The organism is Ensifer sp. KUDG1, from assembly GCF_050434285.1.
GTDB lineage: Bacteria > Pseudomonadota > Alphaproteobacteria > Rhizobiales > Rhizobiaceae > Ensifer.
Window position 1 is genome coordinate 229,074 of sequence record NZ_JBNDIG010000004.1, and the last position, 20,758, is coordinate 249,831.

A 20,758-nucleotide genomic window follows, 5' to 3' on the forward strand; every position below is an offset into this window, starting at 1 on the left:
GGAAGCAGAGATATGAAACTTCTTCGTTACGGCCTCCCGGGCCAGGAAAAGCCGGGCATCCTCGATGCGAGCGGCACCTTGCGCGACCTCTCCGGCCACGTCGCCGATTTCTCCGGTGCGGCACTCGACCCGGACAAACTCGCCGAACTCAACGCGCTCGATCTCGCCGGCCTTCCGGCTGTCGACCGCAACCAGCGGCTCGGCCCTTGCGTTGCCGGTACCGGCAAGTTCATCTGCATCGGCCTCAACTATTCCGACCATGCCGCCGAGACGGGCGCCACGGTTCCCTCCGAACCGATCATCTTCATGAAGGCGACCTCGGCGATCGTCGGTCCCAACGACGACCTGATCATCCCGCGCGGCTCGGAAAAGACCGACTGGGAAGTGGAACTCGGCGTCGTCATCGGCCGCAAGGCGAAATACGTCAGCGAAGCGGAAGCCCTCGACTATGTCGCCGGCTATTGCACCGTGCATGATGTCTCTGAGCGCGCCTTCCAGATCGAGCGCCAGGGCCAGTGGACCAAGGGCAAGTCCTGCGACACCTTCGGCCCGACAGGCCCGTGGCTCGTGACCAAGGACGAGATTGCCGATCCGCAGAACCTGCCGATGTGGCTGAAGGTTAACGGCGAGACCATGCAGAATGGCTCGTCGAAGACCATGGTCTATGGCGTTGCCTATCTTGTTTCGTACCTGTCGCAGTTCATGTCGTTGCAGCCGGGCGACATCATCTCGACGGGCACGCCGCCCGGCGTCGGCATGGGCATGAAGCCGCCGCGTTACCTCAAGGCCGGCGACATCGTCGAACTCGGCATCGAGGGCCTCGGCAGCCAGAAGCAGTCCGTGCGCGCGGACGATTGATCATAAGACTGGAGTGACCATGACCCGCATTACCGATCTGCGCGTCTTCGACCTGCGCTTTCCGACCTCGCAGAGCCTCGACGGTTCCGACGCGATGAACCCGGACCCGGACTATTCCGCGGCCTATGTCATCCTCGACACCGATCGGGAGGGACTTGCGGGCCATGGTCTCACCTTCACCATCGGCCGCGGCAACGACATCTGCTGCATGGCGATCAAAGCCATGCGGCATCTGATCGTCGGCCAGGATACTTCAGACATTCTCGCCCATCCCGGTCGTTTCTGGCGGCACCTGACCAGCGACAGCCAGCTGCGCTGGATCGGTCCGGAAAAGGGCGCGATGCACCTGGCGACCGGCGCCGTCGTCAACGCCGTTTGGGACCTGCTTGCCAAGGAAGCGGGAAAACCCGTCTGGCGGCTTGTCGCCGAGATGTCGCCGGAAGAGATCGCCGACATCGTCGACTACCGCTACATGACGGATGTTTTGACCCGTGACGAAGCGGTCGCGATCCTCAAGAAGGCCGAACCCGGCAAGGCCGCGCGCATTGCGACGCTCGAGAAGGAGGGCTACGCCTGCTACACGACGTCGGCCGGCTGGCTCGGTTATGACGACGACAAGCTCCGACGGCTCGCCCAAGAGGCGATCGACGAAGGCTTCAACCATATCAAGATGAAGGTCGGCCGCGATCTTGCCGACGACATCCGGCGACTGACGATCGCGCGCGAGGTGATCGGGCCGGACCGCTACCTGATGATCGACGCCAACCAGGTCTGGGAGGTCGGGGAGGCGATCGACTGGGTCAAGCAGCTCGCATTCGCCAAGCCGTTTTTCATCGAGGAACCGACGAGCCCCGACGATGTTGCCGGTCATCGCAAGATCCGCGAAGCGATCGGTCCGGTGAAGGTTGCGACCGGCGAGATGTGCCAGAACCGCATCATGTTCAAGCAGTTCATCGCCGAGGGCGCGATCGACATCGTCCAGATCGACTCGTGCCGCATGGGCGGCCTCAACGAGGTTTTGGCGGTGCTGCTTGTTGCGGCGAAATACGAACTGCCGGTCTGGCCGCATGCCGGTGGCGTGGGCTTATGCGAATATGTCCAGCATCTGTCGATGATCGACTATCTGGCGGTTTCCGGCACGAAGGATGGTCGCGTCATCGAATATGTCGACCATCTGCACGAACACTTCCTCGATCCCTGCGTCATCGAGAACGCCGCCTATATGCCGCCACAGCGGCCGGGTTTCTCGATCGAGATGAAACCGCAGTCGATCGCGGACTACACGTTCGCCGGCTAACCAAGGCTTCAGATTTTCGAAGGCCGGAACGGTACCTGCCGCTCCGGCCTTTGCTTGTCTGGGTGGTCTTTAGCGGCGCGCCCGTCAGCCGCTTACCCATCGCGTCGAGGATCGTGACAGATCACCAAAATGAATCGGTCACCCCTGATCGATTCAAAACTCTCGTTGGACCTCTGCGCGCCGATCGCCGAATCTTCGCGCATGACGATCGTTCAACCCTATCAGATCTATGTCGAGCGAAGGGATGCGGCCAGAAACATGGCGCGCTACTACTCCATGCAGATCTCCATGTCCCTTCTGGGCGAGGCCTGCCTGACGCGGCGCTGGGGACGGATCGGAAGTCACGGACAGATGATGGTGCACCATTTCGCGCGGGAGGAGGAGGCGGTCAAACTCTTCCTCGATCTGACGCGCAGCAAGCGGCAGCGCGGCTATCGTCCGCGGACATGATCAGGCCCGAGGACGACCTCACCGCGGCTTGAAGTCGACCAGAAGCGATTTGAGCTCGATTTCGCGGACGCGCCGTGCCGCTTCATCGGGGCTCACCCAGGCGAGCAAACGCTCGCCTTTCTCCTTGTATTTCTCCGCCAGCTTGGTCACTTCGATCTGGAAGATATCGACGATACAGGGCACCACGTCGCCGTCGTCGAGCATCTTCAAATAGGTGTAGCTGCCGATCGGCTTCTTGCGAACTTTTCCGCGAACACCGGCCTCCTGCAGAGCTTCGATCGCTGCGGCCTCGTGCGCTTCCTTCTGTTTCATCGGCCAGCCCTTTGGAATGAGCCAACGACCGCTGTCGCGCGACGTCACCAGAAGGATCTCGATCGCGCCGTCAGGCGCGAAGCGATAGCAAAGCGCTGCGCATTGCTGGCGAAACGAACCCGAAAACAGTTTCTCGGGCGAGGCAGCCAGCTTCTGCAACAGCGTCTTCGGTTTCGGTGATTTCGGCGCCTTTGACTTTTTGATCGCTCTCGAGCTCCTCGATACTTGGCGCCAATTGGCGGACATCTAGGACATCCGCCCCGCAGGTCAAAGGAGAAAATGGAAAGAAATGGTCGGCCGGAGGCTCACGCCTTGGCAGATATTGCGCTCAACTCCTCAAGGTCGAGATCCCGCTCCAGTTCGTGCAGCGTCTCATCGTCGATTTCGCCGGCGCGATGAAGCCGGATGAGTTCGCGCCGCCCGGTCGCGACCGCTTCAAGCACGACATCGAAATGGGCGTGGAGGATCGGCGTGTAATGCTCCGTGCGTGCGGCATAGTCGACGATCGAAACCGCGCGGCGCTGATAGCGGTCCAGCAATTGCGGATGGATGAGATTGCCCGCCGTGTCATAGGCGCGGCTTTGAATGGTGACGAGCTGCGCCTGGGCCATCGCCGCCTCGGCCTGGCTCAAGGTGAGGGGCGCCTTTTCAGACGAAGGCTCGACGAGCCTCGCCCAGGCAATCACCCGCCCGAGCGTCGTTCCCTGGATCAACACCGTTCCAAGGATCACGGCAAAGGAGGTCACCAGGATGAAGTCCCGGCCGGGGAAACCCTCGGGCACGCTCAGCGCAAGCGCGAGCGTCACCACGCCGCGAATGCCGGCCCAGGAAAGCACGGTCGCGCCACGCGCGCCCACCGGCCTGTAACGCTTGACCCCGAGCGCATTTCCGAGCCGGATCACGAGATCTGACCCGAACACCCAGACGAAACGTGCAAGGGTGAGCACGACGAGGATGACGACGATGGGCCACGCTAGGGTTGCCGCGACCGTCTCGAAACCGCCGCCGCGCTCGACGACGCCGCGAAGCGACAGACCGATCAGGATGAAGACGGCGGCTTCCATCAGAAAGACAATCACCTCCCAGAACGATGTTCCCCGCATGCGGGTCGCGGCGGACAGCACCGTGTGCTGATGCCAGCTGGCGATGAGGCCCGTGGTTACGGTCGCGATGACCCCGGAGACGTGCAGGAACTCGCCGACGAGATAGGAGGTCCAGGAAAGCAGCACCGTCGCGGCGATGATCAGGTATTCGTCGCCAAGCCGACGCGCAAGCTGGACCCAGCCCGTACCGATCACGATGCCGACAAGGGCGCCGCCGATCGCCAGCAGGAAGAAGTTACCCACGGCCTCGCCCGCGCTGAACGCCCCGGTGACACCGGCGGCAACGGCGAAGCGAAAAAGCACGAGGCCGCTTGCGTCGTTGAGCAAGCTTTCGCCTTCAAGCAGGATTTGTAGCCGCCGCGGCAGCCGCACGCGTTGAAGGACGGCACGGGCCGATACGGCATCCGGTGGCGCGACGATCGCACCGAGTGCGGCGCAGGCCGCAAGCGGCAGCGCTGGGAAGAGCAGATGCGTCGTCATTGCCACGATGGCGCAGGTGAAAAACACGGCCCCAACCGCAAGCGAAGCGATGCCGATCGAATGACGCCGCAGGCGACCGAGAGCGATCGTCCAGGCGCCGTCCATGAGCAGGGGCGGCAGGAAGATGACGAGCACGAGCTCGGGGTCGACCTCGATCGTCGGCAGGCCGGGGACAAAGGCAAGCAGAGCGCCTCCGGTCAAGAGTGCCACCGAGGGCGGCAGCGCCAAGCGGTCGGCGACATAATGCAGCGCGATGATCGCCACGAACATGCCGATCACCAACTCGAACAAATGTGTCGGTTCCACCAGCCGTAGCCTCCAGCGATATGACGATCGGCTTTATTACAGAGCAGGTTTTTGCCGAAACGCAATTGCTGCGTCGGATCGCGCACGAAGTGTCAGCAGATTTGGGGCGCGGAGTGCCTGGCCGTGCGGCGTCGTTCGGGCAAGAAAAAAGGGCCAGCGGAAGACCGCGGCCCATAAAGGTGTGAAGGTCAAAAACCTCCAGAGGGGAACAGCTGCTGCGGCGGACTGGGAGGAGACCCGCCATGTGCATCAGCTGTGTGCTTTATGCCTGATTTTTGACCAGCTGGAAAACATTTATTGTGCAATGCAGCTATGCATAAACGGAAGACGTGCAGCGCGGTCGTCAGTCTGAACTGCCAAACGGCGCCAAAAAAGGCGTTCTGTGGGGGGAGGGGACGCCGCCAAGAACATCCGTCCCGGCAGACAATCGGGACCGGCACACGTGCCGGCCCCGATGAGATAGTTGCTACACTAACGGTCGTGAGCTTGACCGCACAGCCATTCTACGACCGCTTTTACGATCGAACAGCGCACGGCAGGACTTCGAGCGTTGTCCGCAGCCGGTCCACAGGTTGTTCACAGGCAAGGGAGGGACTAACGCCTTGAAACGCAGTCCCGTTTTCCCAACAGTGACTAACTGCCCCTGAAAAGAATGCACCGCATCAGGTCAGCGACGCCTCGCGGGTTTCCGCGTCGATCATCGAAGCGGCGATCGCCGCCACAAGCAGCAAGCCCGCAAAGGTGCCGATCGCCAGGCCGAAGCCCTTCGCCACCAGCAAGCCGATGAGCGATGGCGCAAGCAGGCCACCGAGCCGGGCCATGCCGCCGGCCGCCCCCATGCCGGTCGCGCGCGAGGCGGTCGGATAGAGTTCCGGCGTATAGGCATAGAGTGCGCCCCAGGTGCCGAGCAGCGCAAAGCTCATGATCAGCAATGCGGCAGCAACGACCGAGGCCGCATCCGCCACGACGAACAACAGGCAACTGAGGGCTGACAGCAGGCAAAAACCGACCAGCGTCGGGCGCCGTCCCCACGTTTCGACGCCGTAGGCGGCAAGGGCATAGCCCGGGATCTGCGCCAGAGCGATGAGAACGAGGAAGCCGTAGCCGCGCACGAAGCCGAAGCCTTCGCCGGCAAGCCGCGGCGGCATCCAGGTAAAGACCCCATAGTAGGAGACCGAGACGAGGAACCAGACCGAAAGGATCAGGAGGCTGCGCCGACGCAGGTCCTTGGAAAAGATGCCGACAGCGGCGGTTGCCGCGGGCAGGGCGATCGAAACGGTCGGCTCGAGTTGGGGCCGACCGTTGACTGCCAACATGCGATCGACGATCGCCCTGGCCGCCTCCGCCTTGCCCGAGCGCAACAGGTAAAGCGGCGATTCCGGCACGAGAAAGCGAAGCCCCACGCCAATGACTGCCGGAATGGCCGTGACGGCGAAGATATAGCGCCATCCGTCCGCAAGGCCGGCAAGAGAGATAAGCCATGCCGCCAAAGCGACGATCAGCGTGCCGACAGCCCAGAAGCCTTCGAGCATCACCAGCCATCGCCCGCGGCTGCGCGCGGGAAGGAACTCCGACATCATCGCGTAATCGACGGGAAGTGTGCCGCCGACAGCAGCGCCAGTGAGGAAGCGCAGGACAAGCAGGACTGCGAAATTCGGAGCAAAGATCGACAGAATGCCGAAGACCGCGTCGCAGGCAACGGTTACGATCAGGACCCGCCGGCGACCGATCCGGTCGGCAAGCCTGCCGAAGCCGACGGCGCCGATCAGCATGCCCAGGAAAAACAGCGTGCCCGTCTGCAGCGCCTGGGGCACCGTCAGGCCGAATGTCGCGGCAATGGAGGCGGCGGTGAACCCGACGGCGAGCACCTGCATGGCATCGGCCGTCCAGACCAGGCCGAATATGCCCATCAAGCGCCGCTGATAGGGGCCTGTGCCCGCCCGGTCGAGCGCTTCCTGTATCGTGATCGTCGTCATTCGACCCTGCCTTGAGATTCGACGCGTGGACACTACGTCGGCCGCGTCTGCTTGGATATTGCAGAAATGCCGCAGATGCCCACCTGAGTGCGGCCGCGACGACCGATCAATCTTACGGGCGCCTGGCACGGACCGGCAATTTCGACTTGCACGACATGCACACGCGTGCAAATATGCACGCGTGTGCAATGGAGCTTCGCCGATGAACGATCACAAGCCGCGCTATTCGAACGACCTTTCCGGACGGGCCCTGTTGTGTCGGGATGTCATCCGTTCCGCCGGCGCTCTGGTGCTCGAGGGTTTCAGGGCAAGCGCCGAGCGTGGCTATTCCCTGAAAGGCCCGCAGGACTTCCTGACGGAAACCGATGCGGCCTCCGAGGCCCATATTCGCGCCGCGATTGCCACCCATTTTCCGGCCGATGCCTTCCTCGGCGAGGAAGGCGGCGGCACCGTCTCCGATCGCGTCTGGGTCGTCGATCCCGTCGACGGAACGGCGAATTTTGCGCGCGGGATCCCGCACTTCTGCATCTCCATAACCTATGTCGAGCACGGGCGGGCGGAGATCGGTGCAATCTACAATCCGGCCCACGACGAACTCTATTTCTGCCGCCGGGGAGAAGGTGCAACCCTCAACGATAAAGTGATCACGGTCTCGTCGACGGCGACCTTCGATGCCGCTTCGGTCGAAATGGGCTGGTCGCGGCGGGTACCGGACGAGACCTATCTGGAGACGATGCGGCAGATGCTGGAGAAGGGCGCTAATGTGCGGCGCGGCGCTTCGGGAGCTCTTGCGCTCGCCTATGTCGCCGATGGTCGCTCGGATGCCTATGTCGAACTGCACATGAACTCGTGGGATTGCCTTGCCGGACTGTTGCTCGTTGCCGAGGCGGGCGGCACTGTGTGTCCCTTCATGGAGATCGGCAGCCTGCTCGAAGGCGGGCCGGTGCTTGCATCGACACCGTCGATCGCCGGCGGCGTGAGTGTGGCTTCAGGCATCCCGGTGCGGGCAAGCGAACAAGCCGCCGAGCTCCAGCTGGCCTGAAACGGCGATAGCCTGACGACGCCTACCACCCGTTCGCATAGGAAAGAGGAAATCCAATGGACGCACCGGTCTATACCCGGCCCGCTATCAGTCTCATCGCCAGCGAGCTTGGACCGCACAGCGCCGATCTCTACATCGGCGGCAGTGATGGCGCGCGTGACCTCGACCTGCTCAAGCGTCACGGGATCTCCATTGTCGTCAATTGCGCGATCAACCTGGACATCAACCTCGTGCGCGAAGAAGAGGTCAGCATCAATGATGACCTTTGCGCAAGCGGCTACGCGGTCATCCGCTATTACAAGCTCGGCATGATCGATGGTGACGGCAGCCCCGACACGATGATGCTCGGCGCCTACTACATTCTCGATGGTGCGCTACGCCAGACGATGCCGAAGCGCGCAACCTACCCCTTTGCCGATGGCGGAAACATCCTCGTCAATTGCCGCGGCGGGCGCAGCCGCTCCGTATCGCTGGTGGCGCTGTTCCTGCACAAGCAGCAGCCGCATCGGTTTCCGACACTCGACGCAGCAGTCGCCCATATCCGCGAGCATCGAGAACTGCGGCCGGATGAATGGTTCGAGACGCCGAAGCCGATGCTCTATGAAGCAGCGCGCCGCGCTTCGGCCTGGATCGACCTCGTCGAAGCCTCCCGCCTGGAGGCGAAGGCCAATGTCTGAATTGCCGAAGATCGCCATCATCGCCGACGCGCATTTCCATGATCTTGCAGGCGACTTCGAATTCCCTGAGATAGAGATCGACGGCGATAAACTGGCGGTCAGAAGCTGGACCGACACGCGGGAATCCACCCGCGTCTTCAACGAAAGCGCCAAGGCCCTGGACGAGGCGCTCGCGGAGGTCGCGCGCCGCGGCATCCGTCACGTCGTCCTTTTGGGCGACTACACGGATGATGGGCAAAGGCAGACAACGGCGCGCCTGCGCACCATTCTCGATGGGCACGAGAGCACCTATGGCACGCGCTTTTATGCGCTTCCGGGCAACCACGACATCTTCGGACCCAAGGGGCGGCACCACACCAAGCAATTTCTCGACCGGAACGACGCCAGGGTCCTCGTCACCAGCGACGCAGGAAAGGCAGGCCCCGGCAGTTACGCGACGCCGCGGATGTATTGCGAGGGATACCCGACGGGCCTCGCCCCCATGGCTGGTCATGGCTACTTCCGACGGCCGGACTATATCCATTGGGAAACCCCGTTCGGGGCTTCAGATCGCGCCGAGGATCGGCTCTATCCGGTCTCGTCTCCGGACGGTCGCAATTGCTACCGGTTGATGGATGCCTCCTATCTGGTCGAGCCGGAGCCAGGTCTCTGGCTGCTGATGATCGACGCCAACATCTTCGAACCGCGCGACGGCCACTTTGAAGAAGGCGATGAAACCGCTTTCGTCGACAGCACCGGCGCGGGCTGGAACGCGCTTATCAGGCTGAAGCCATTCATCATCGACTGGATTGCCGACGTGTCCGCGCGCGCAGCGAAACTCGGAAAGACGTTGCTCGCGTTCTCGCATTATCCGGTGCTCGACCCCTTCGACGGCGCAACCGGAGCCGAAAGCGTTCTTTTCGGCGAGACCAACATCGCCCGCCGGACGCCGCAGCAGGCGGTCGCAGATGCACTGATCACCGCCGGCATGACGCTGCATTTTAGCGGGCACCTGCATGTCGAAGGCGTAACGCGTCGCGCGCGCGGCAGCCGCTCGCTCATCAATGTCGCCGTTCCGTCGCTCGTGGCCTTTCCACCATCCTTCAAGATCGTCGAACCGTCTCAATCGGCGTCGTCCATCGAGACCGTTGAACTGTCAGACATGACCGTCGACCAACGCGTGCTGCGCGCCTATCGTCGCGAGGCGGCGCGCGCCGGCGATGATGCGGATCCAGCCTTTGCCGCGGCGGACTACGGCTCCTTCCTGAAGGCGCACAAGCGCGCCCTGGTCCAGCATCGCTATTTTCTGAAGGAATGGCCCACCGAGGTCGTCGAAGAAATATCCGGGCTTTCGCTCGCTGCCGTCTGCGAGCGGATGATTGCCTCCGGTGAAATGACGTGCGCTTCCGGGCAAGGATCGATCGCTATCCCTGAAGAGGCCGCAAGCCTCGACATGATCGAGGTGATCGCCGATTGGTACTGCCTGCGCCAGGCCGGCGTGCTTGCGCTCGACAAGGTCCCTCAGCCGCGCCGCGCGCTTTATCGCCTGCTCGCCAAGCACTTTGGCCGTCCGCCCGCGAGCGGATGGGACGGATCGACATCGGGCTTTCTCGCGATCTTCTTCGGGGCCTTCGACGCCTTCCTCGATCGTGCCGAAGTAGGAGGCCTGCGCATCCGCATCGAAAACAATTCCGACACGGAAGAGGCTGCCTGACCATGGACCAGTCGCTCTCCACGGCCACTTCCTCCGCGCCGCCAGCGACGTTCATCGAGTTGCGGGAATCTTGCCGCCTGGGCCGGCGCCACCTGAAGGGTGGCCGTCTGGAAGTGGCCAAATTCGTGCTTGCCCATCCGTACGACGTCGCCTTTTCAAGCGCACGGAAAGTGGCGGTGCGCAGTGGCGTTTCGACGACGACGGTCATGCGGCTCGTCAGCGACCTCGGCTTTGACACCTATGCTTCCTTTCAGCAGCTCTTTCGAGCGGAGTTGCTGCGCGGCCGGCAGTAATCAGCATTGGGGAGGGGGCCGTGAGCACTGCAATCGTCAGCATCAACCTCTTCGGCGCCGTGGCGCTCCTCCTGTTCGGCCTTGGCCAGGTTCGCGACGGCATGCAACGCGCGTTTGGCGCACGTCTGAAAGCTGGACTGGCGGCCGGGACGCGTGACGGACTTCGTTCGTTTTCAAGTGGCCTCATTGCAACCATCGCTCTCCAGAGCTCCACCGCTACCGCTCTCATGGTCGCGTCCTTCGTCGAGCGTGATCTCGTCGTCCCGCGCATGGCGCAGATCGTGCTTCTCGGCGCGAACGTCGGCACGGCGATGACGGCCTGGATCGTGGCCCTGGGGCTCGGCTGGCTTTCGCCGCTCTTGCTGCTTTGCGGCTTCGTTGTCGGGCGCGGCAGCTCAAACGCGCGCAAGGGAGCAGGCGCCGCCCTCGTCGGCATCGGACTGATGTTGCTGTCTCTGCATCTGATTGGCGGCGCGACCGAGCCGTTGCGAACCTCCGCCGCCCTTTCTGCCTTTTTCGGGATGCTCGACAATGCCTGGCCGGTGGCGCTCGTCATTGCGGCAGGCCTCGCCGCCCTTGCGTCATCGAGCCTGGCAGTCGTTGTGCTGATCCTGTCGCTTGCGACCTCTGCCAGCCTTTCGACAGGCTTGCTCATCGTGCTCGTTCTCGGCGCCAATCTCGGCGGTGCTGCGCCTCCGGTTCTGGCCACCTTCAAGGCTGCGGTGAGCGCCAGGCGGGTTGCGCTCGGCAACCTGATCGTGCGCGCCGTCGGCTGCCTGGCTGCTCTGGCGCTCGCCGGATACGTAACCCCATTTATCGACCGGTTGCCTGTCTCACGCGGCAATCTGCCGGTCGATGTGCATCTCGCCTTCAATCTCGCACTGGCGCTTCTGGCCGCTCCACTTGCTCGGCCACTATCGCGTCTCACCATGCGCCTGCTGCCGGACGAGCCGAAGGCGACGGACGGCCCGCTTTTCCTGCAACAGAACGATCTTGACACCCCGGTCGCAGCGCTTGCCGGCGCAAGCCGCGAAGTGCTGGGCGTCGGCGACCTGGTGGAGCGCATGCTGGTCGAAGCAAACGACGCCCTGCAGCAGACGGATCCTTCCAGACTTGCTGCGATCAGCACGCTCGAAGGACGCGTGGATCGCGTGCAACACGAGATCAAGGTCTATGTTTCGCGTGTCGGCCAGTGCGAAATCGCCGAGGAACAGCGCCGCCGCGCCATGGATATCGTCGACTATGCCATCAACCTCGAGCATATCGGCGACATCATCGAGAAGGGACTTCTTGCCGAACTTGCAAAGAAGATCGCCCGCGGCCTGGCTTTCTCCTCCGATGGGCATGAGGAGCTGTCGCGCCTCTTCGCCGTCACGATCGACAATCTGCGCATGGCCCAGGCCGTGTTTGCCACACGCGACAACGCGATGGCGCGGCGCCTCGTGGAAGCCAAGGAAGATGTCCGCAGGTTGGAGCGGCAGTCGGCTGAGCGGCACCTGCAGCGCCTGCGCGATGGCCGCGCTGAAAGCATCGAAACCAGTTCGCTTCATCTCGACATGCTGCGCGACCTCAAACGCATCAACGCGCACATCGCAACCGTCGCGCACCCCATTCTTGATCAGAGCGGGCTGTTGATCGACAGCCGCATCCGGCAGGCGGTCTCGTAAGCAATCAGGCCTAGCGTCGGGCGGTCTTGCGCTCGACCATCGTAACGGGAACGACCTGAAGTCGCGTTTCCAACTCGTCTGCTTCCAGCGCTTCGAGAACATGCTCTGTCAGGGCGGAAAAGGACTGCGCAACCGTGGTGAGCTCGTAACTCTTCCACCCGGCCTGCGGAATATCGTCGAAGCCGACGACGGAAAGGTCGGCCGGCACGCGACGGTGCATTTCGGTGCGGGCCGCGTCGAGAAAGCCGAGAGCCAGGAGATCGGTCACGCAAAACGCGCCGTCGATGGTCTCATCGACGAGCACTTCGCAGCCAGCCTGGTAGCCGCTTTCATAACTCGTCGTGCCGCCCGACCAGGCGACCACTTCGACGCCGGCGGTCGCCATCTTCTTTTGGAAGGCAGTGGTGCGACGGACCTGGGCGGGGGTCTGGCTGCCGCTCGAAATCACCGCGACCTTCTTGCAGCGCGCCTCGATCAGGCGCAGCGCGGCAAGATCCGCACCGCGGGAATCGTCGCTCAACACCATGCTGGTATCGGTGCGATCAATTTTCTGGTTGATCAGGATCAGGCGCACGCCGTTGGCAATGCACTGGTCGACGATCGATTCCGGGGGCTCTCCGGAAAGGACGATGATCGCCTGCGCCCGGAACTCGAACAGCAGTTCAATCAGCGGCGCGATATCCTTTCGCGCATCCGCCGCATTCAGCAACAGGCACTGCAGACCGCGGCGCAACAGGCCGATGCTCAAGAGATCGAGCTGTTTTGCGTGAAAGGGCGCACTGAGGTTGGCGCCGACAACGCCAATAAGATTGGAGCGATCGTTGTTCAGCCCCTGTGCCAGCCGGTTGACCCGGTAGCCGAGTTCCCGGGCGGCCTTGAGTACCTTGCGGCGCACAGCCTGGGAAACGCTGGCTCCGGGCGTAAAGGTTCGCGAGACCGCCGAGCGTGAGACGCCCGCGCGTTTTGCAACCTCTTCGGCCGTCACAAAGCCCCTTGCCATGCCTTTCTCCTGCAGAATCAGACGGTTTCCATCAGGGCCACAAAAGCGGGCCCATTCCAACGAAAAAGTTCGAGCCTACACGCTCAGTGAACCAATCGACGAGGCCTGCGAACGGGCGCGTTCGCTCCATGCATGTCGGCTCTTTAGCCTTGCTGGAACCATTCGCCTGACCCCAATGATCACGCGTTCGCAAAATAGTGCATTATCGTCACAAAATACACATAAAAAACAATATGTTATGTCATTGCGCACGTGTGCATTTTTTTGTTGACAACAGCGCCCCATCATTGGATCATACGTTCCATAGATGGAGCTGAATTGGAATATTTGTTCTGTCTATGTTCGTGGTGATGGCGGCGCGGTTGAGGAGCTTGCGCCGACGTCTGGCAGGCGCCTGTGCCTGCCCTGCGAACGGGGAGGAGTGAGTACCCGAACGCCGCTGTCTTTCGCGTCATCGAGCGGCTTCATGCGTATGTCAGCGCCACGCCCTGGTGGCTGATTTCTGTTCCCCGTTGGCAGTTTGAAAGTTCCGGCCGGCATCGATGCCGGGGCAGGCAGCGCATGTTGAGTTCCAAGGGGAAGAGCATGGCCTTATTGAGTGAAACAACCAAGGCGGCAACATTGCCCGCCAGCGCGATGGCGCCCACGGCATGGCAACGCTGGCGTTATCGGATGAAGGTCGCCTCCCGGGAGCCGACGACGCTGATTGGCGTCCTGACGGCGCTTCTCTTTACCTATCTCATCGTCGTGCCGATCATCTCGATCGTGCTTGATTCCGTGCGCGTCCAATTCGGCCACGAGCGGCGGCTCGGCAAGGACTTCGGCGAGCTAACGCTCTATTACCTCGATCGTGCCTTCCTGTCGCCGGTATCGGTCGACCTCTTCTGGCGGCCGCTCTTCAACACGCTATCGGTCGCGCTCGGAGCAATCAGCCTGTCACTGGTGATCGGAACGGTGCTCGCCTGGTTGATCAGCCGGACAGACATGTTCGGACGGCGCTGGTTCGCAACGGCGTTGATCGTGCCCTACATGCTACCGGCCTGGACCTTTGCTCTGGCCTGGACGACGCTCTTCAAGAACCGTACGGTCGGTGGCCAGCCGGGCTGGTTCGAGGCCATGGGGCTGACGCCGCCCGACTGGGTCGCCTATGGGCGTTTCCCGATCATTATCATCCTGGCGTTGCACTATACCCCGTTTGTGATCCTGCTGTTCGGCTCGGCGCTCCGCCGCTTCGACAGCCAGCTCGAAGACTCCGCCCGCATCCTTGGGGCCAAGCGCTACCAGGTGGCGATGCAGATCATCCTGCCGCTGATGCGTCCGGCACTCTTGTCCTCGATGGTGCTGATCTTCGCCAAGTGCCTCGGCGAGTTCGGCGTACCCTATGTGCTCGGCCTGCCGGTCAAATTCGAGGTGCTGTCCACCTCGCTCTTCCGCAGCATCGCGTCGCGCCAGACCGGCGTAGCCGGTGTCGTCGCGGCGTCGATCATGCTGATCGGTATCATCACCCTGATGATCGATGCGCGGCTGGTGCGCGAAGCCCGGCGCTTTGTCACCGTCGGCTCCAAGGGTTCGATGAACCGCCTAAGCCGGCTCGGAAAGTACCGTCTGCCGGCGACCGGTTTTGCAGCGCTCATCTTTCTCTTGAGCGTCGGCCTGCCGCTGCTGACCCTGTTTCTCTCCACCATCATGAAGCTGCCGGCGCAGTTCACGCTCGACAACTTCACGCTCGACTACTGGATCGGCCGTGACCTCCACACGGTGGCGCTGCAGACCGGGGTGCTTTTGAGCCCCGATCTCTGGGCGGCTGCGCAAAACACCTTGATGATCGTCGGCCTTGCGTCCTTGACCTCGGGCATTCTCGGACTGCTTGTCGGCTATGTGGTCATCCGCACGCCGGTGAAGGCCCTGTCGGTCTATCTGCGGCAGGTCACCTTCCTCCCCTATCTGGTGCCGGGCATCGCCTTTGCCGCCGCCTATCTGTCGCTCTTCGCCGTGCCGCGCGGACCGATGCCGGCTCTCTATGGCACCGTCACCATCCTCGTGCTGGCGCTCATCGCCGACCAGATGCCCTATGCCTCGCGCGCCGGCATCTCGGCCATGACGCAGCTTGGCAAGGATCCGGAAGAGGCAGCCCAGATCTCCGGCGCTGGCTGGTTCCGCCGGATGATGCTGATCGTCATTCCGATCCAGAAGGGTTCGCTGGTGACAGGCGTGCTGCTGCCCTTCATCTCGGGCATCAAGGGCCTGAGCCTCTTCGTCATTCTCGCCGTGCCGAGCACCGATGTTCTGACCACCTATTCGCTTCGGCTCGTCGACTACCACTACACCCAGGCGGCAAACGCAGTCGTGCTGATCATCGCGGCGATCGCCTATCTCGGAACCTTGGCAGCCCAGAAGCTGACCAAGACCAATCTCGCAGAAGGACTCGGAAGCTGATGCCCACCATCAATCTCAGCGGCGCCCAGAAGAACTACGGCGTCAATTCCGCCAATGCCGTCTCCAACCTCGATCTCGAAATCCGCGACGGCGAGTTCATGTGCCTTCTCGGACCCTCCGGCTGCGGCAAGACGACGACGCTGCGCATGATCGCCGGCCTCGAAAACCTCTCGGACGGCGAGATCCGGATCGGGGAGCGGGTGGTCGACTCGGTCAGGGCAGGGGTGTTCATCCCGCCGGAAAAGCGCGAGATGGGGCTGGTGTTCCAGAGCTACGCGCTCTGGCCGCACCTGACGATCGAACGCAACACCGACTTCGGCCTCAGGCTGCGCAAACTGCCGAAGGAAGAGCGCGAAAAGCGCGTCGAGAAGGTGATGCAGGCGCTCGACATCGCCAAGTACCGCGACCGTTACCCGTCGCAGCTCTCGGGTGGCCAGCAGCAGCGCGTGGCGCTCGCCCGCATGCTGGCGGTCAATCCGGGGGTGCTTCTGCTCGACGAACCACTGTCGAACCTCGACGCCCGGCTGCGGCTTGAAATGCGCGCAGAGCTCAAGCGAATCCACAATGAGTTCAAGACGACCATCGTCTTCGTCACCCACGACCAGTGGGAGGCAATGACGCTGGCAACGACGATCGCCGTCATGAACGAGGGCACGCTGCAGCAGATGGGCACGCCCAACGATATCTACGATCGCCCGGCCAATCGCTTCGTCGCGGAATTCGTCGGCAGCCCGCCGATCAACATACTGACCTTCGGATCGGCCACGGCCTCCGACCTGTCGCGCGCAGCCGAAGCCTATCTTGGCACGCGCCACCCGTCGCTGCGCGCCATTGGCTCGATCGGCATCCGGCCGGAAGCGATCGGCTATTCGGTCAAGGCGGGCGATGTGCCCGCCGGCAGCTTCTCCGGCGAAATGACGGTGACAGGCGTCCTGCCGACCGGCGGCAGCTGGATCCTGGAGCTCAGGAACGAGAGCGACACGCTGTTCTTGACGACCAACGCCCTGCCGCGCGTCGAGACCGGCGCGAGGGTTTCGTTCTTTGCGCCGCCTGAGGCGCTGCACGTCTTTAACAAGGACGGCCAGCGGATCGCCGAAGCGGACGCGCTGCTGCGCAAGAACACGCTGAACTGAGGCGCTTTAGTGCGACACGACAAACCGAAACATAATCTGAGGGAGGAACAGACGATGGAATTTCTAAGGACTGAAAGGACGCACCGGGCAATCAGGCGCGCGCTGCTGGCAACGACTATCGTCGCCTTCACTGGGCCGGCGCTGGCGCAAGAGCCGTTCGACCTGAATGCACTGATAGAGGCTGCGCGCAAGGAACCGCCGATCACCGTCTATGACAGCACCGGCAAGATCGTCGAAATGGCCAAGGCCTTCGCGGAGAAATATGGCGTCGGCGCCGAGGGCTCCAAGGTTAAGGCGACGGCCCAGCTCGAGATGATCATTCGCGAAGCCCGCGCCAACAACATCCAGGGCGATGTCTCGATCATCAGCGACGCGCCGGCCGCCATGGCGCAGCTCATCCCGCAGGGCTTTGCTGAAAGCTGGCTGCCGCCGGATCTCGCAGCCAACATCCCCACCGAGTATCAGGATCCGCTGACCGTCGTTACCAGCGCCAACGTCTGGGCCTACAACACCGAGCTCTTCGACAAGTGCCCCGTCAGCAACATCTGGCAGCTGACGGGCCCTGAGTGGAAGGGCAAGGTCGCCATGCAGGATCCGCTTGGCAAGCCATCCTATGTCGACTGGTTCAACCAGATGGCCAAGCACGGCGACGACAAGGTGGCGGCCGCCTATAAGGAGCTCTACGGCAAGGACCTTGAGACAGACGACGGCAGCGCGACGGCAGCCTGGGTCAAGGCGCTCGCCGCCAACGCTCCCTTGCTGACGGACGCCGATGCGGCAGCCGCCGATGCCGTTGGCGCGCCGGGACAGTCGCAACCCTTCATGGGGCTGATGAGCTCAGCGAAGTTCCGAGACAATGCCGAAAAAGGCATGAAGCTCGGTCTTTGCAAGGACCTGAAACCCTGGCTCGGCTGGATGTATCCGGGCGTCGGGCTGATCACCAAGGGCACCAACAGTCCGAACGCGTCAAAGCTCTTCATCCACTATGTGATGACCGCCGAAGGCATCGCGCCGCAGGCAGAAGACGGAAAGATGTCGACGAACAAGGACGTTTCGCTACCCGCCGACGAGCCATCGGGCATCGGCGCCGTTCTCGATCAGGTCATGCACTACCAGATGGCAACGAGCCTCGACGACTGGGACGCGCGCGAGACCTGGCAGGACCTCTGGCGGCTCAGCTACCAGAAGTAATCGCCTGAACATGTGAAACGGTCTCCTTGGGAGGGGAAACCATGAGCAACGTTAAGAACAAGGTTATGATCATGGGGGCGGCATTTGCCGCCCTTGCGGCCGCATTCACGGTTGAGGCCAGCGCCGAAGAGGCGTTCGATCTCAATGCGCTGGTGGAGGCGGCCAAGAAAGAAAAGCCGATCAATGTCTATGACAGCACCGGCAAGATCGTCGAGATGGCCGAGGCCTTCACCGCCAAATACGGCGTGAAAGCAACCGGCGTCAAAGTCTCGGCCAACAGCCAGCTGGAAATGATCATCCGCGAAGCCCAGGCCGGCAACGTCCAGGGCGATGTCGCCCTGATCACCGACGCGCCGGCGGCACTCGCCCAGCTTCTGCCGCAGGGTTTCGTCGAAAGCTATCTGCCCGGCGATATGAAGGCGAAGATACCGGCGGCCTTCCAGAACCCGCTGGCGATTTCGACCAATGCCAACGTCTGGGCCTACAACACCGAGGCCTATGACAAATGCCCGGTCGGCAACATCTGGGAGCTGACCGAGGCAAAGTGGAAAGGCAAGATCGCGCTCGTCGATCCCCTGACCAAGAGCACCTACACCGACTGGTTCAATCAGCTGGAAAAGCATGCCGACAGCGCGGTGAAGGAGGCCTACAAGGTCCACTTCGGCAAGGATCTCGAAACCGCTGAAAAAAGTGCGGCGGCCGCCTGGATCAAGGCCCTGGCGCAAAACGGCCCGCTTGTGACGGACGGCGACGATCCGGTTGCCGAGGCGGTCGGCGCGGCCGGCCAGAAGGAGCCCTTTTTCGGGCTCCTGAGCTCCGCCAAGTTCCGCGACAACGAAGGCAAGGGCTACAAGCTCGGGCTCTGCACGGAGCTTACCCCCTGGGTCGGCTGGACCTACACCAAGCTCGGCCTGATCGCCTCGAAATCGGCGAGCCCGAATGCCGCGAAGCTCTTTATTCACTACGTGCTGACGGAAGAGGGCATCGCGCCGCAGATGAAGGACGGCAAGCTGCCGACCAATGTCGACATCAAGATGCCTGACGACGAACCGTCGGGAATCATGGAGGTAGCGGACCGCCTCTTTCCCTATGACGCCGCCACCGGGCTTGACGATTTCGACCGGCGCGAGGAGTGGCAGGATTTCTGGCGCGTGAACTACAGCAAGTAGAAAGCCCGGCCGGCGCGACCTCACGAGGACAGGTCGCGCCGGCCGTTTCGCTATGAACAGGAAGAGAGCATGACCGACGCCAATCCCGCCACGAGCCGCAGCCATTCCGATAGAGACGCCATGCGCAAGCACTCGCGGCGACTGATGACGATCGCCGAAGGGGCGGCCCGCGCGGCCGCCGGCCCCTTGCTTGCCGCCTTTCGCTCGGAAATGGTCGTCGACTACAAGCGCGATCTCCACGACGTCGTGACGGTCTACGACAGGCAAGCCGAGGCATGCATCCGCGACTACATCTTCGCGCAAGAGCCGAACTCGGCCATGCTTGGCGAAGAGGGCGGCCAGGTCGGCGAGGGCGAGATCCAATGGTATGTCGATCCGATCGACGGGACCGCCAACTTCGCGCGAGGACTTGCTTTCTGGTGCATATCGATCGCGGCGGTCGAAGGCGCATCGGTCGTGGCCGGGGTCGTCTACGACCCGGTGGCCGATCTGCTGTTTTCGAGCGACCTTGAGCGCGCCTATCTCAATGGAAAGGTGATTGCCTCGAAAGCCATCGGTGACGAAAGCCGAGCAACACTGATCACCGGCTACCCGGTTTCGCGCGACTTTCGCCTCGATGGCCGCCACGAGGCACTTGCCCGCCTCGGCGATCTGGTCGAGACCTTCTCGACCGTACGTCGCCCCGGAAGTGCGGCTTTGAGCATAGCCCATGTGGCGGCCGGTTTCGTTGATGCCGCCGCCGGTTTCGGTGTCAACGCCTGGGATGTGGCAGCAGCGACCTTGATCCTGAAGAACGCCGGCGGGCGTTATGCGCCGCTGTCGCTTGGAAAAGTTCCGGAAGGATCCGCCGACTACCTTTGCCCGGGCTATGTCGCCTATGGCCGCGGCGGCGATTATCCGACCTTGAACCGGGTCGCCGCCGAAATCTCGGCCGGCCGCAGCGCAAAAGCGCCGTCGCCATGAAAGCACACGAGGAAACCATGCTCGACAATCTCAGCGCCCCCTCCACCATCGACAAGACCAGCAGCGAATTGCCAAGGCTCAGTCTCATCTATCCGAGGCATCCGACCTATGGCGTCGACATCTTCATTTCCGGGAAGGAAGGTGCGAGCGACCTCGATCTCCTGCGCAAGAGTGGGATCACGACGGTCGTCAATTGCGCGGTCAATCTGGACTTCAATTTCGTCGACCAGCCAAAGCTCGTCTCGGATCACCGCAACAGCATCCACGGACCGGGGGAAATCCGCTACTACAAGATCGGACTGATCGACGGCGACGGGAACCCGGACACGCAAATGCTGGCCGCGCACTACATCCTGCGAGCGGCCCTAGAGCAGATCCTGCCCGAAAAGCCCTCCTATCCCAGGCGCGAGCGTGGCGGCGTCCTCGTCAACTGCCGCGGCGGCCGCTCGCGCTCCGTCGTCGTCGTTTCGCTGTTCCTGCATTTGACGCTGCCTGACCAGTTCCCGACATTGGAGCGCGCCATCGTGTTCGTCCGCGAGAAACGCGAGATCCCTAAGGACGAGTGGTACAAGGCGCCGAAGCCGGTCCTCGCGGCCTCGGCCGAGCGAGCCGCGGGATGGGCCCGTGCGATTGAGAGCGGGAAGGCCTGAGCCTGGCGCGTAGTTCGGAGACCATCCGCAACGTAGGCCAACGGAAACCGGTGCTCACAGCC

The 20,758-nt window shown here is 62.6% G+C and carries 18 protein-coding genes; 14 read left to right on the plus strand and 4 right to left on the minus strand.

Annotated features, from left to right (window positions below; translation table 11 throughout):
- Positions 1 to 12 precede the first annotated feature (12 nt).
- The 3 genes from M2267_RS13595 (at position 13) to M2267_RS13605 (ending at position 2,605) form a co-directional block, all read left to right on the plus strand.
- A complete protein-coding gene (locus tag M2267_RS13595) occupies positions 13 to 858 on the plus strand; it encodes a fumarylacetoacetate hydrolase family protein (RefSeq protein ID WP_429114989.1) in 846 nt (281 codons plus the stop codon).
- A 19-nt stretch (positions 859 to 877) separates the two neighbouring features.
- Positions 878 to 2,155, plus strand: a complete 1,278-nt coding sequence (locus tag M2267_RS13600) for an L-fuconate dehydratase (protein WP_043619358.1) — start codon at positions 878 to 880, stop codon at positions 2,153 to 2,155.
- 201 nt (positions 2,156 to 2,356) lie between these two features.
- Complete coding sequence (locus tag M2267_RS13605; protein ID WP_043619473.1) at positions 2,357 to 2,605, plus strand: WGR domain-containing protein; 249 nt, start codon at positions 2,357 to 2,359, stop codon at positions 2,603 to 2,605.
- Positions 2,606 to 2,623: 18 nt separating this feature from the next.
- Here M2267_RS13605 and M2267_RS13610 read toward each other — a convergent pair whose 3' ends face one another.
- The 3 genes from M2267_RS13610 to M2267_RS13620 form a co-directional block, all read right to left on the minus strand.
- Positions 2,624 to 3,163 (minus strand): NUDIX hydrolase, encoded by a 540-nt coding sequence (locus M2267_RS13610; RefSeq protein ID WP_429114990.1) that lies wholly within the window; start codon positions 3,161 to 3,163, stop codon positions 2,624 to 2,626.
- A gap of 59 nt (positions 3,164 to 3,222) precedes the next feature.
- Complete coding sequence (locus tag M2267_RS13615) at positions 3,223 to 4,806, minus strand: Na+/H+ antiporter (RefSeq protein WP_429114991.1); 1,584 nt, start codon at positions 4,804 to 4,806, stop codon at positions 3,223 to 3,225.
- A 662-nt stretch (positions 4,807 to 5,468) separates the two neighbouring features.
- Complete coding sequence (locus M2267_RS13620) at positions 5,469 to 6,782, minus strand: MFS transporter (RefSeq protein ID WP_429114992.1); 1,314 nt, start codon at positions 6,780 to 6,782, stop codon at positions 5,469 to 5,471.
- 202 nt (positions 6,783 to 6,984) lie between these two features.
- On the opposite strand from M2267_RS13620, the gene M2267_RS13625 reads away from it, so the two are divergent.
- From M2267_RS13625 to M2267_RS13645, 5 genes are read left to right on the plus strand one after another with little or no spacing between them, the layout of a single operon-like run.
- Complete coding sequence (locus M2267_RS13625; protein ID WP_429114993.1) at positions 6,985 to 7,824, plus strand: inositol monophosphatase family protein; 840 nt, start codon at positions 6,985 to 6,987, stop codon at positions 7,822 to 7,824.
- A gap of 56 nt (positions 7,825 to 7,880) precedes the next feature.
- Positions 7,881 to 8,501 (plus strand): dual specificity protein phosphatase family protein, encoded by a 621-nt coding sequence (locus M2267_RS13630; RefSeq protein ID WP_429114994.1) that lies wholly within the window; start codon positions 7,881 to 7,883, stop codon positions 8,499 to 8,501.
- The gene (locus M2267_RS13635; RefSeq protein WP_429114995.1) at positions 8,494 to 10,194 is read left to right on the plus strand and encodes a metallophosphoesterase family protein; all 1,701 of its coding nucleotides are present in this window, start codon (positions 8,494 to 8,496) and stop codon (positions 10,192 to 10,194) included. Before M2267_RS13630 ends, M2267_RS13635 begins: the two co-directional genes overlap by 8 nt.
- A gap of 2 nt (positions 10,195 to 10,196) precedes the next feature.
- The gene (locus M2267_RS13640; RefSeq protein ID WP_429114996.1) at positions 10,197 to 10,487 is read left to right on the plus strand and encodes a MurR/RpiR family transcriptional regulator; all 291 of its coding nucleotides are present in this window, start codon (positions 10,197 to 10,199) and stop codon (positions 10,485 to 10,487) included.
- A gap of 20 nt (positions 10,488 to 10,507) precedes the next feature.
- Positions 10,508 to 12,154 (plus strand): Na/Pi cotransporter family protein, encoded by a 1,647-nt coding sequence (locus M2267_RS13645; protein WP_429114997.1) that lies wholly within the window; start codon positions 10,508 to 10,510, stop codon positions 12,152 to 12,154.
- 10 nt (positions 12,155 to 12,164) lie between these two features.
- Here M2267_RS13645 and M2267_RS13650 read toward each other — a convergent pair whose 3' ends face one another.
- A complete protein-coding gene (locus M2267_RS13650; protein ID WP_043619339.1) occupies positions 12,165 to 13,154 on the minus strand; it encodes a LacI family DNA-binding transcriptional regulator in 990 nt (329 codons plus the stop codon).
- Positions 13,155 to 13,739: 585 nt separating this feature from the next.
- Here M2267_RS13650 and M2267_RS13655 point away from each other — a divergent pair.
- The 6 genes from M2267_RS13655 to M2267_RS13680 all read left to right on the plus strand — a co-directional run bounded on the left by M2267_RS13655 (position 13,740) and on the right by M2267_RS13680 (position 20,696).
- The gene (locus M2267_RS13655; RefSeq protein ID WP_429114998.1) at positions 13,740 to 15,590 is read left to right on the plus strand and encodes an ABC transporter permease; all 1,851 of its coding nucleotides are present in this window, start codon (positions 13,740 to 13,742) and stop codon (positions 15,588 to 15,590) included.
- Complete coding sequence (locus M2267_RS13660; protein ID WP_429114999.1) at positions 15,590 to 16,723, plus strand: ABC transporter ATP-binding protein; 1,134 nt, start codon at positions 15,590 to 15,592, stop codon at positions 16,721 to 16,723. The genes M2267_RS13655 and M2267_RS13660 overlap by 1 nt, the downstream gene beginning before the upstream one ends.
- 54 nt (positions 16,724 to 16,777) lie before the next feature.
- Positions 16,778 to 17,914: an ABC transporter substrate-binding protein gene (locus tag M2267_RS13665; protein WP_429115000.1), complete on the plus strand. Its 1,137-nt coding sequence runs from the start codon at positions 16,778 to 16,780 to the stop codon at positions 17,912 to 17,914.
- Positions 17,915 to 17,985: 71 nt separating this feature from the next.
- Positions 17,986 to 19,083, plus strand: a complete 1,098-nt coding sequence (locus M2267_RS13670) for an ABC transporter substrate-binding protein (RefSeq protein ID WP_429115116.1) — start codon at positions 17,986 to 17,988, stop codon at positions 19,081 to 19,083.
- Positions 19,084 to 19,203: 120 nt separating this feature from the next.
- A complete protein-coding gene (locus M2267_RS13675; protein WP_429115117.1) occupies positions 19,204 to 20,046 on the plus strand; it encodes an inositol monophosphatase family protein in 843 nt (280 codons plus the stop codon).
- A 17-nt stretch (positions 20,047 to 20,063) separates the two neighbouring features.
- Positions 20,064 to 20,696, plus strand: a complete 633-nt coding sequence (locus M2267_RS13680) for a dual specificity protein phosphatase family protein (protein WP_429115118.1) — start codon at positions 20,064 to 20,066, stop codon at positions 20,694 to 20,696.
- Positions 20,697 to 20,758: the final 62 nt, after the last annotated feature.

Bases quoted from the DNA above. Each gene is read 5' to 3' on its own strand.
- M2267_RS13595 (WP_429114989.1), top strand. From the start codon at position 13: ATGAAACTTCTTCGTTACGGCCTCCCGGGCCAGGAAAAGCCGGGCATC.
- M2267_RS13600 (WP_043619358.1), top strand. From the start codon at position 878: ATGACCCGCATTACCGATCTGCGCGTCTTCGACCTGCGCTTTCCGACC.
- M2267_RS13605 (WP_043619473.1), top strand. From the start codon at position 2,357: ATGACGATCGTTCAACCCTATCAGATCTATGTCGAGCGAAGGGATGCG.
- M2267_RS13610 (WP_429114990.1), bottom strand. From the start codon at position 3,163: ATGTCCGCCAATTGGCGCCAAGTATCGAGGAGCTCGAGAGCGATCAAA.
- M2267_RS13620 (WP_429114992.1), bottom strand. From the start codon at position 6,782: ATGACGACGATCACGATACAGGAAGCGCTCGACCGGGCGGGCACAGGC.
- M2267_RS13625 (WP_429114993.1), top strand. From the start codon at position 6,985: ATGAACGATCACAAGCCGCGCTATTCGAACGACCTTTCCGGACGGGCC.
- M2267_RS13630 (WP_429114994.1), top strand. From the start codon at position 7,881: ATGGACGCACCGGTCTATACCCGGCCCGCTATCAGTCTCATCGCCAGC.
- M2267_RS13635 (WP_429114995.1), top strand. From the start codon at position 8,494: ATGTCTGAATTGCCGAAGATCGCCATCATCGCCGACGCGCATTTCCAT.
- M2267_RS13640 (WP_429114996.1), top strand. From the start codon at position 10,197: ATGGACCAGTCGCTCTCCACGGCCACTTCCTCCGCGCCGCCAGCGACG.
- M2267_RS13650 (WP_043619339.1), bottom strand. From the start codon at position 13,154: ATGGCAAGGGGCTTTGTGACGGCCGAAGAGGTTGCAAAACGCGCGGGC.
- M2267_RS13655 (WP_429114998.1), top strand. From the start codon at position 13,740: ATGGCCTTATTGAGTGAAACAACCAAGGCGGCAACATTGCCCGCCAGC.
- M2267_RS13660 (WP_429114999.1), top strand. From the start codon at position 15,590: ATGCCCACCATCAATCTCAGCGGCGCCCAGAAGAACTACGGCGTCAAT.
- M2267_RS13665 (WP_429115000.1), top strand. From the start codon at position 16,778: ATGGAATTTCTAAGGACTGAAAGGACGCACCGGGCAATCAGGCGCGCG.
- M2267_RS13670 (WP_429115116.1), top strand. From the start codon at position 17,986: ATGGGGGCGGCATTTGCCGCCCTTGCGGCCGCATTCACGGTTGAGGCC.
- M2267_RS13675 (WP_429115117.1), top strand. From the start codon at position 19,204: ATGCGCAAGCACTCGCGGCGACTGATGACGATCGCCGAAGGGGCGGCC.
- M2267_RS13680 (WP_429115118.1), top strand. From the start codon at position 20,064: ATGCTCGACAATCTCAGCGCCCCCTCCACCATCGACAAGACCAGCAGC.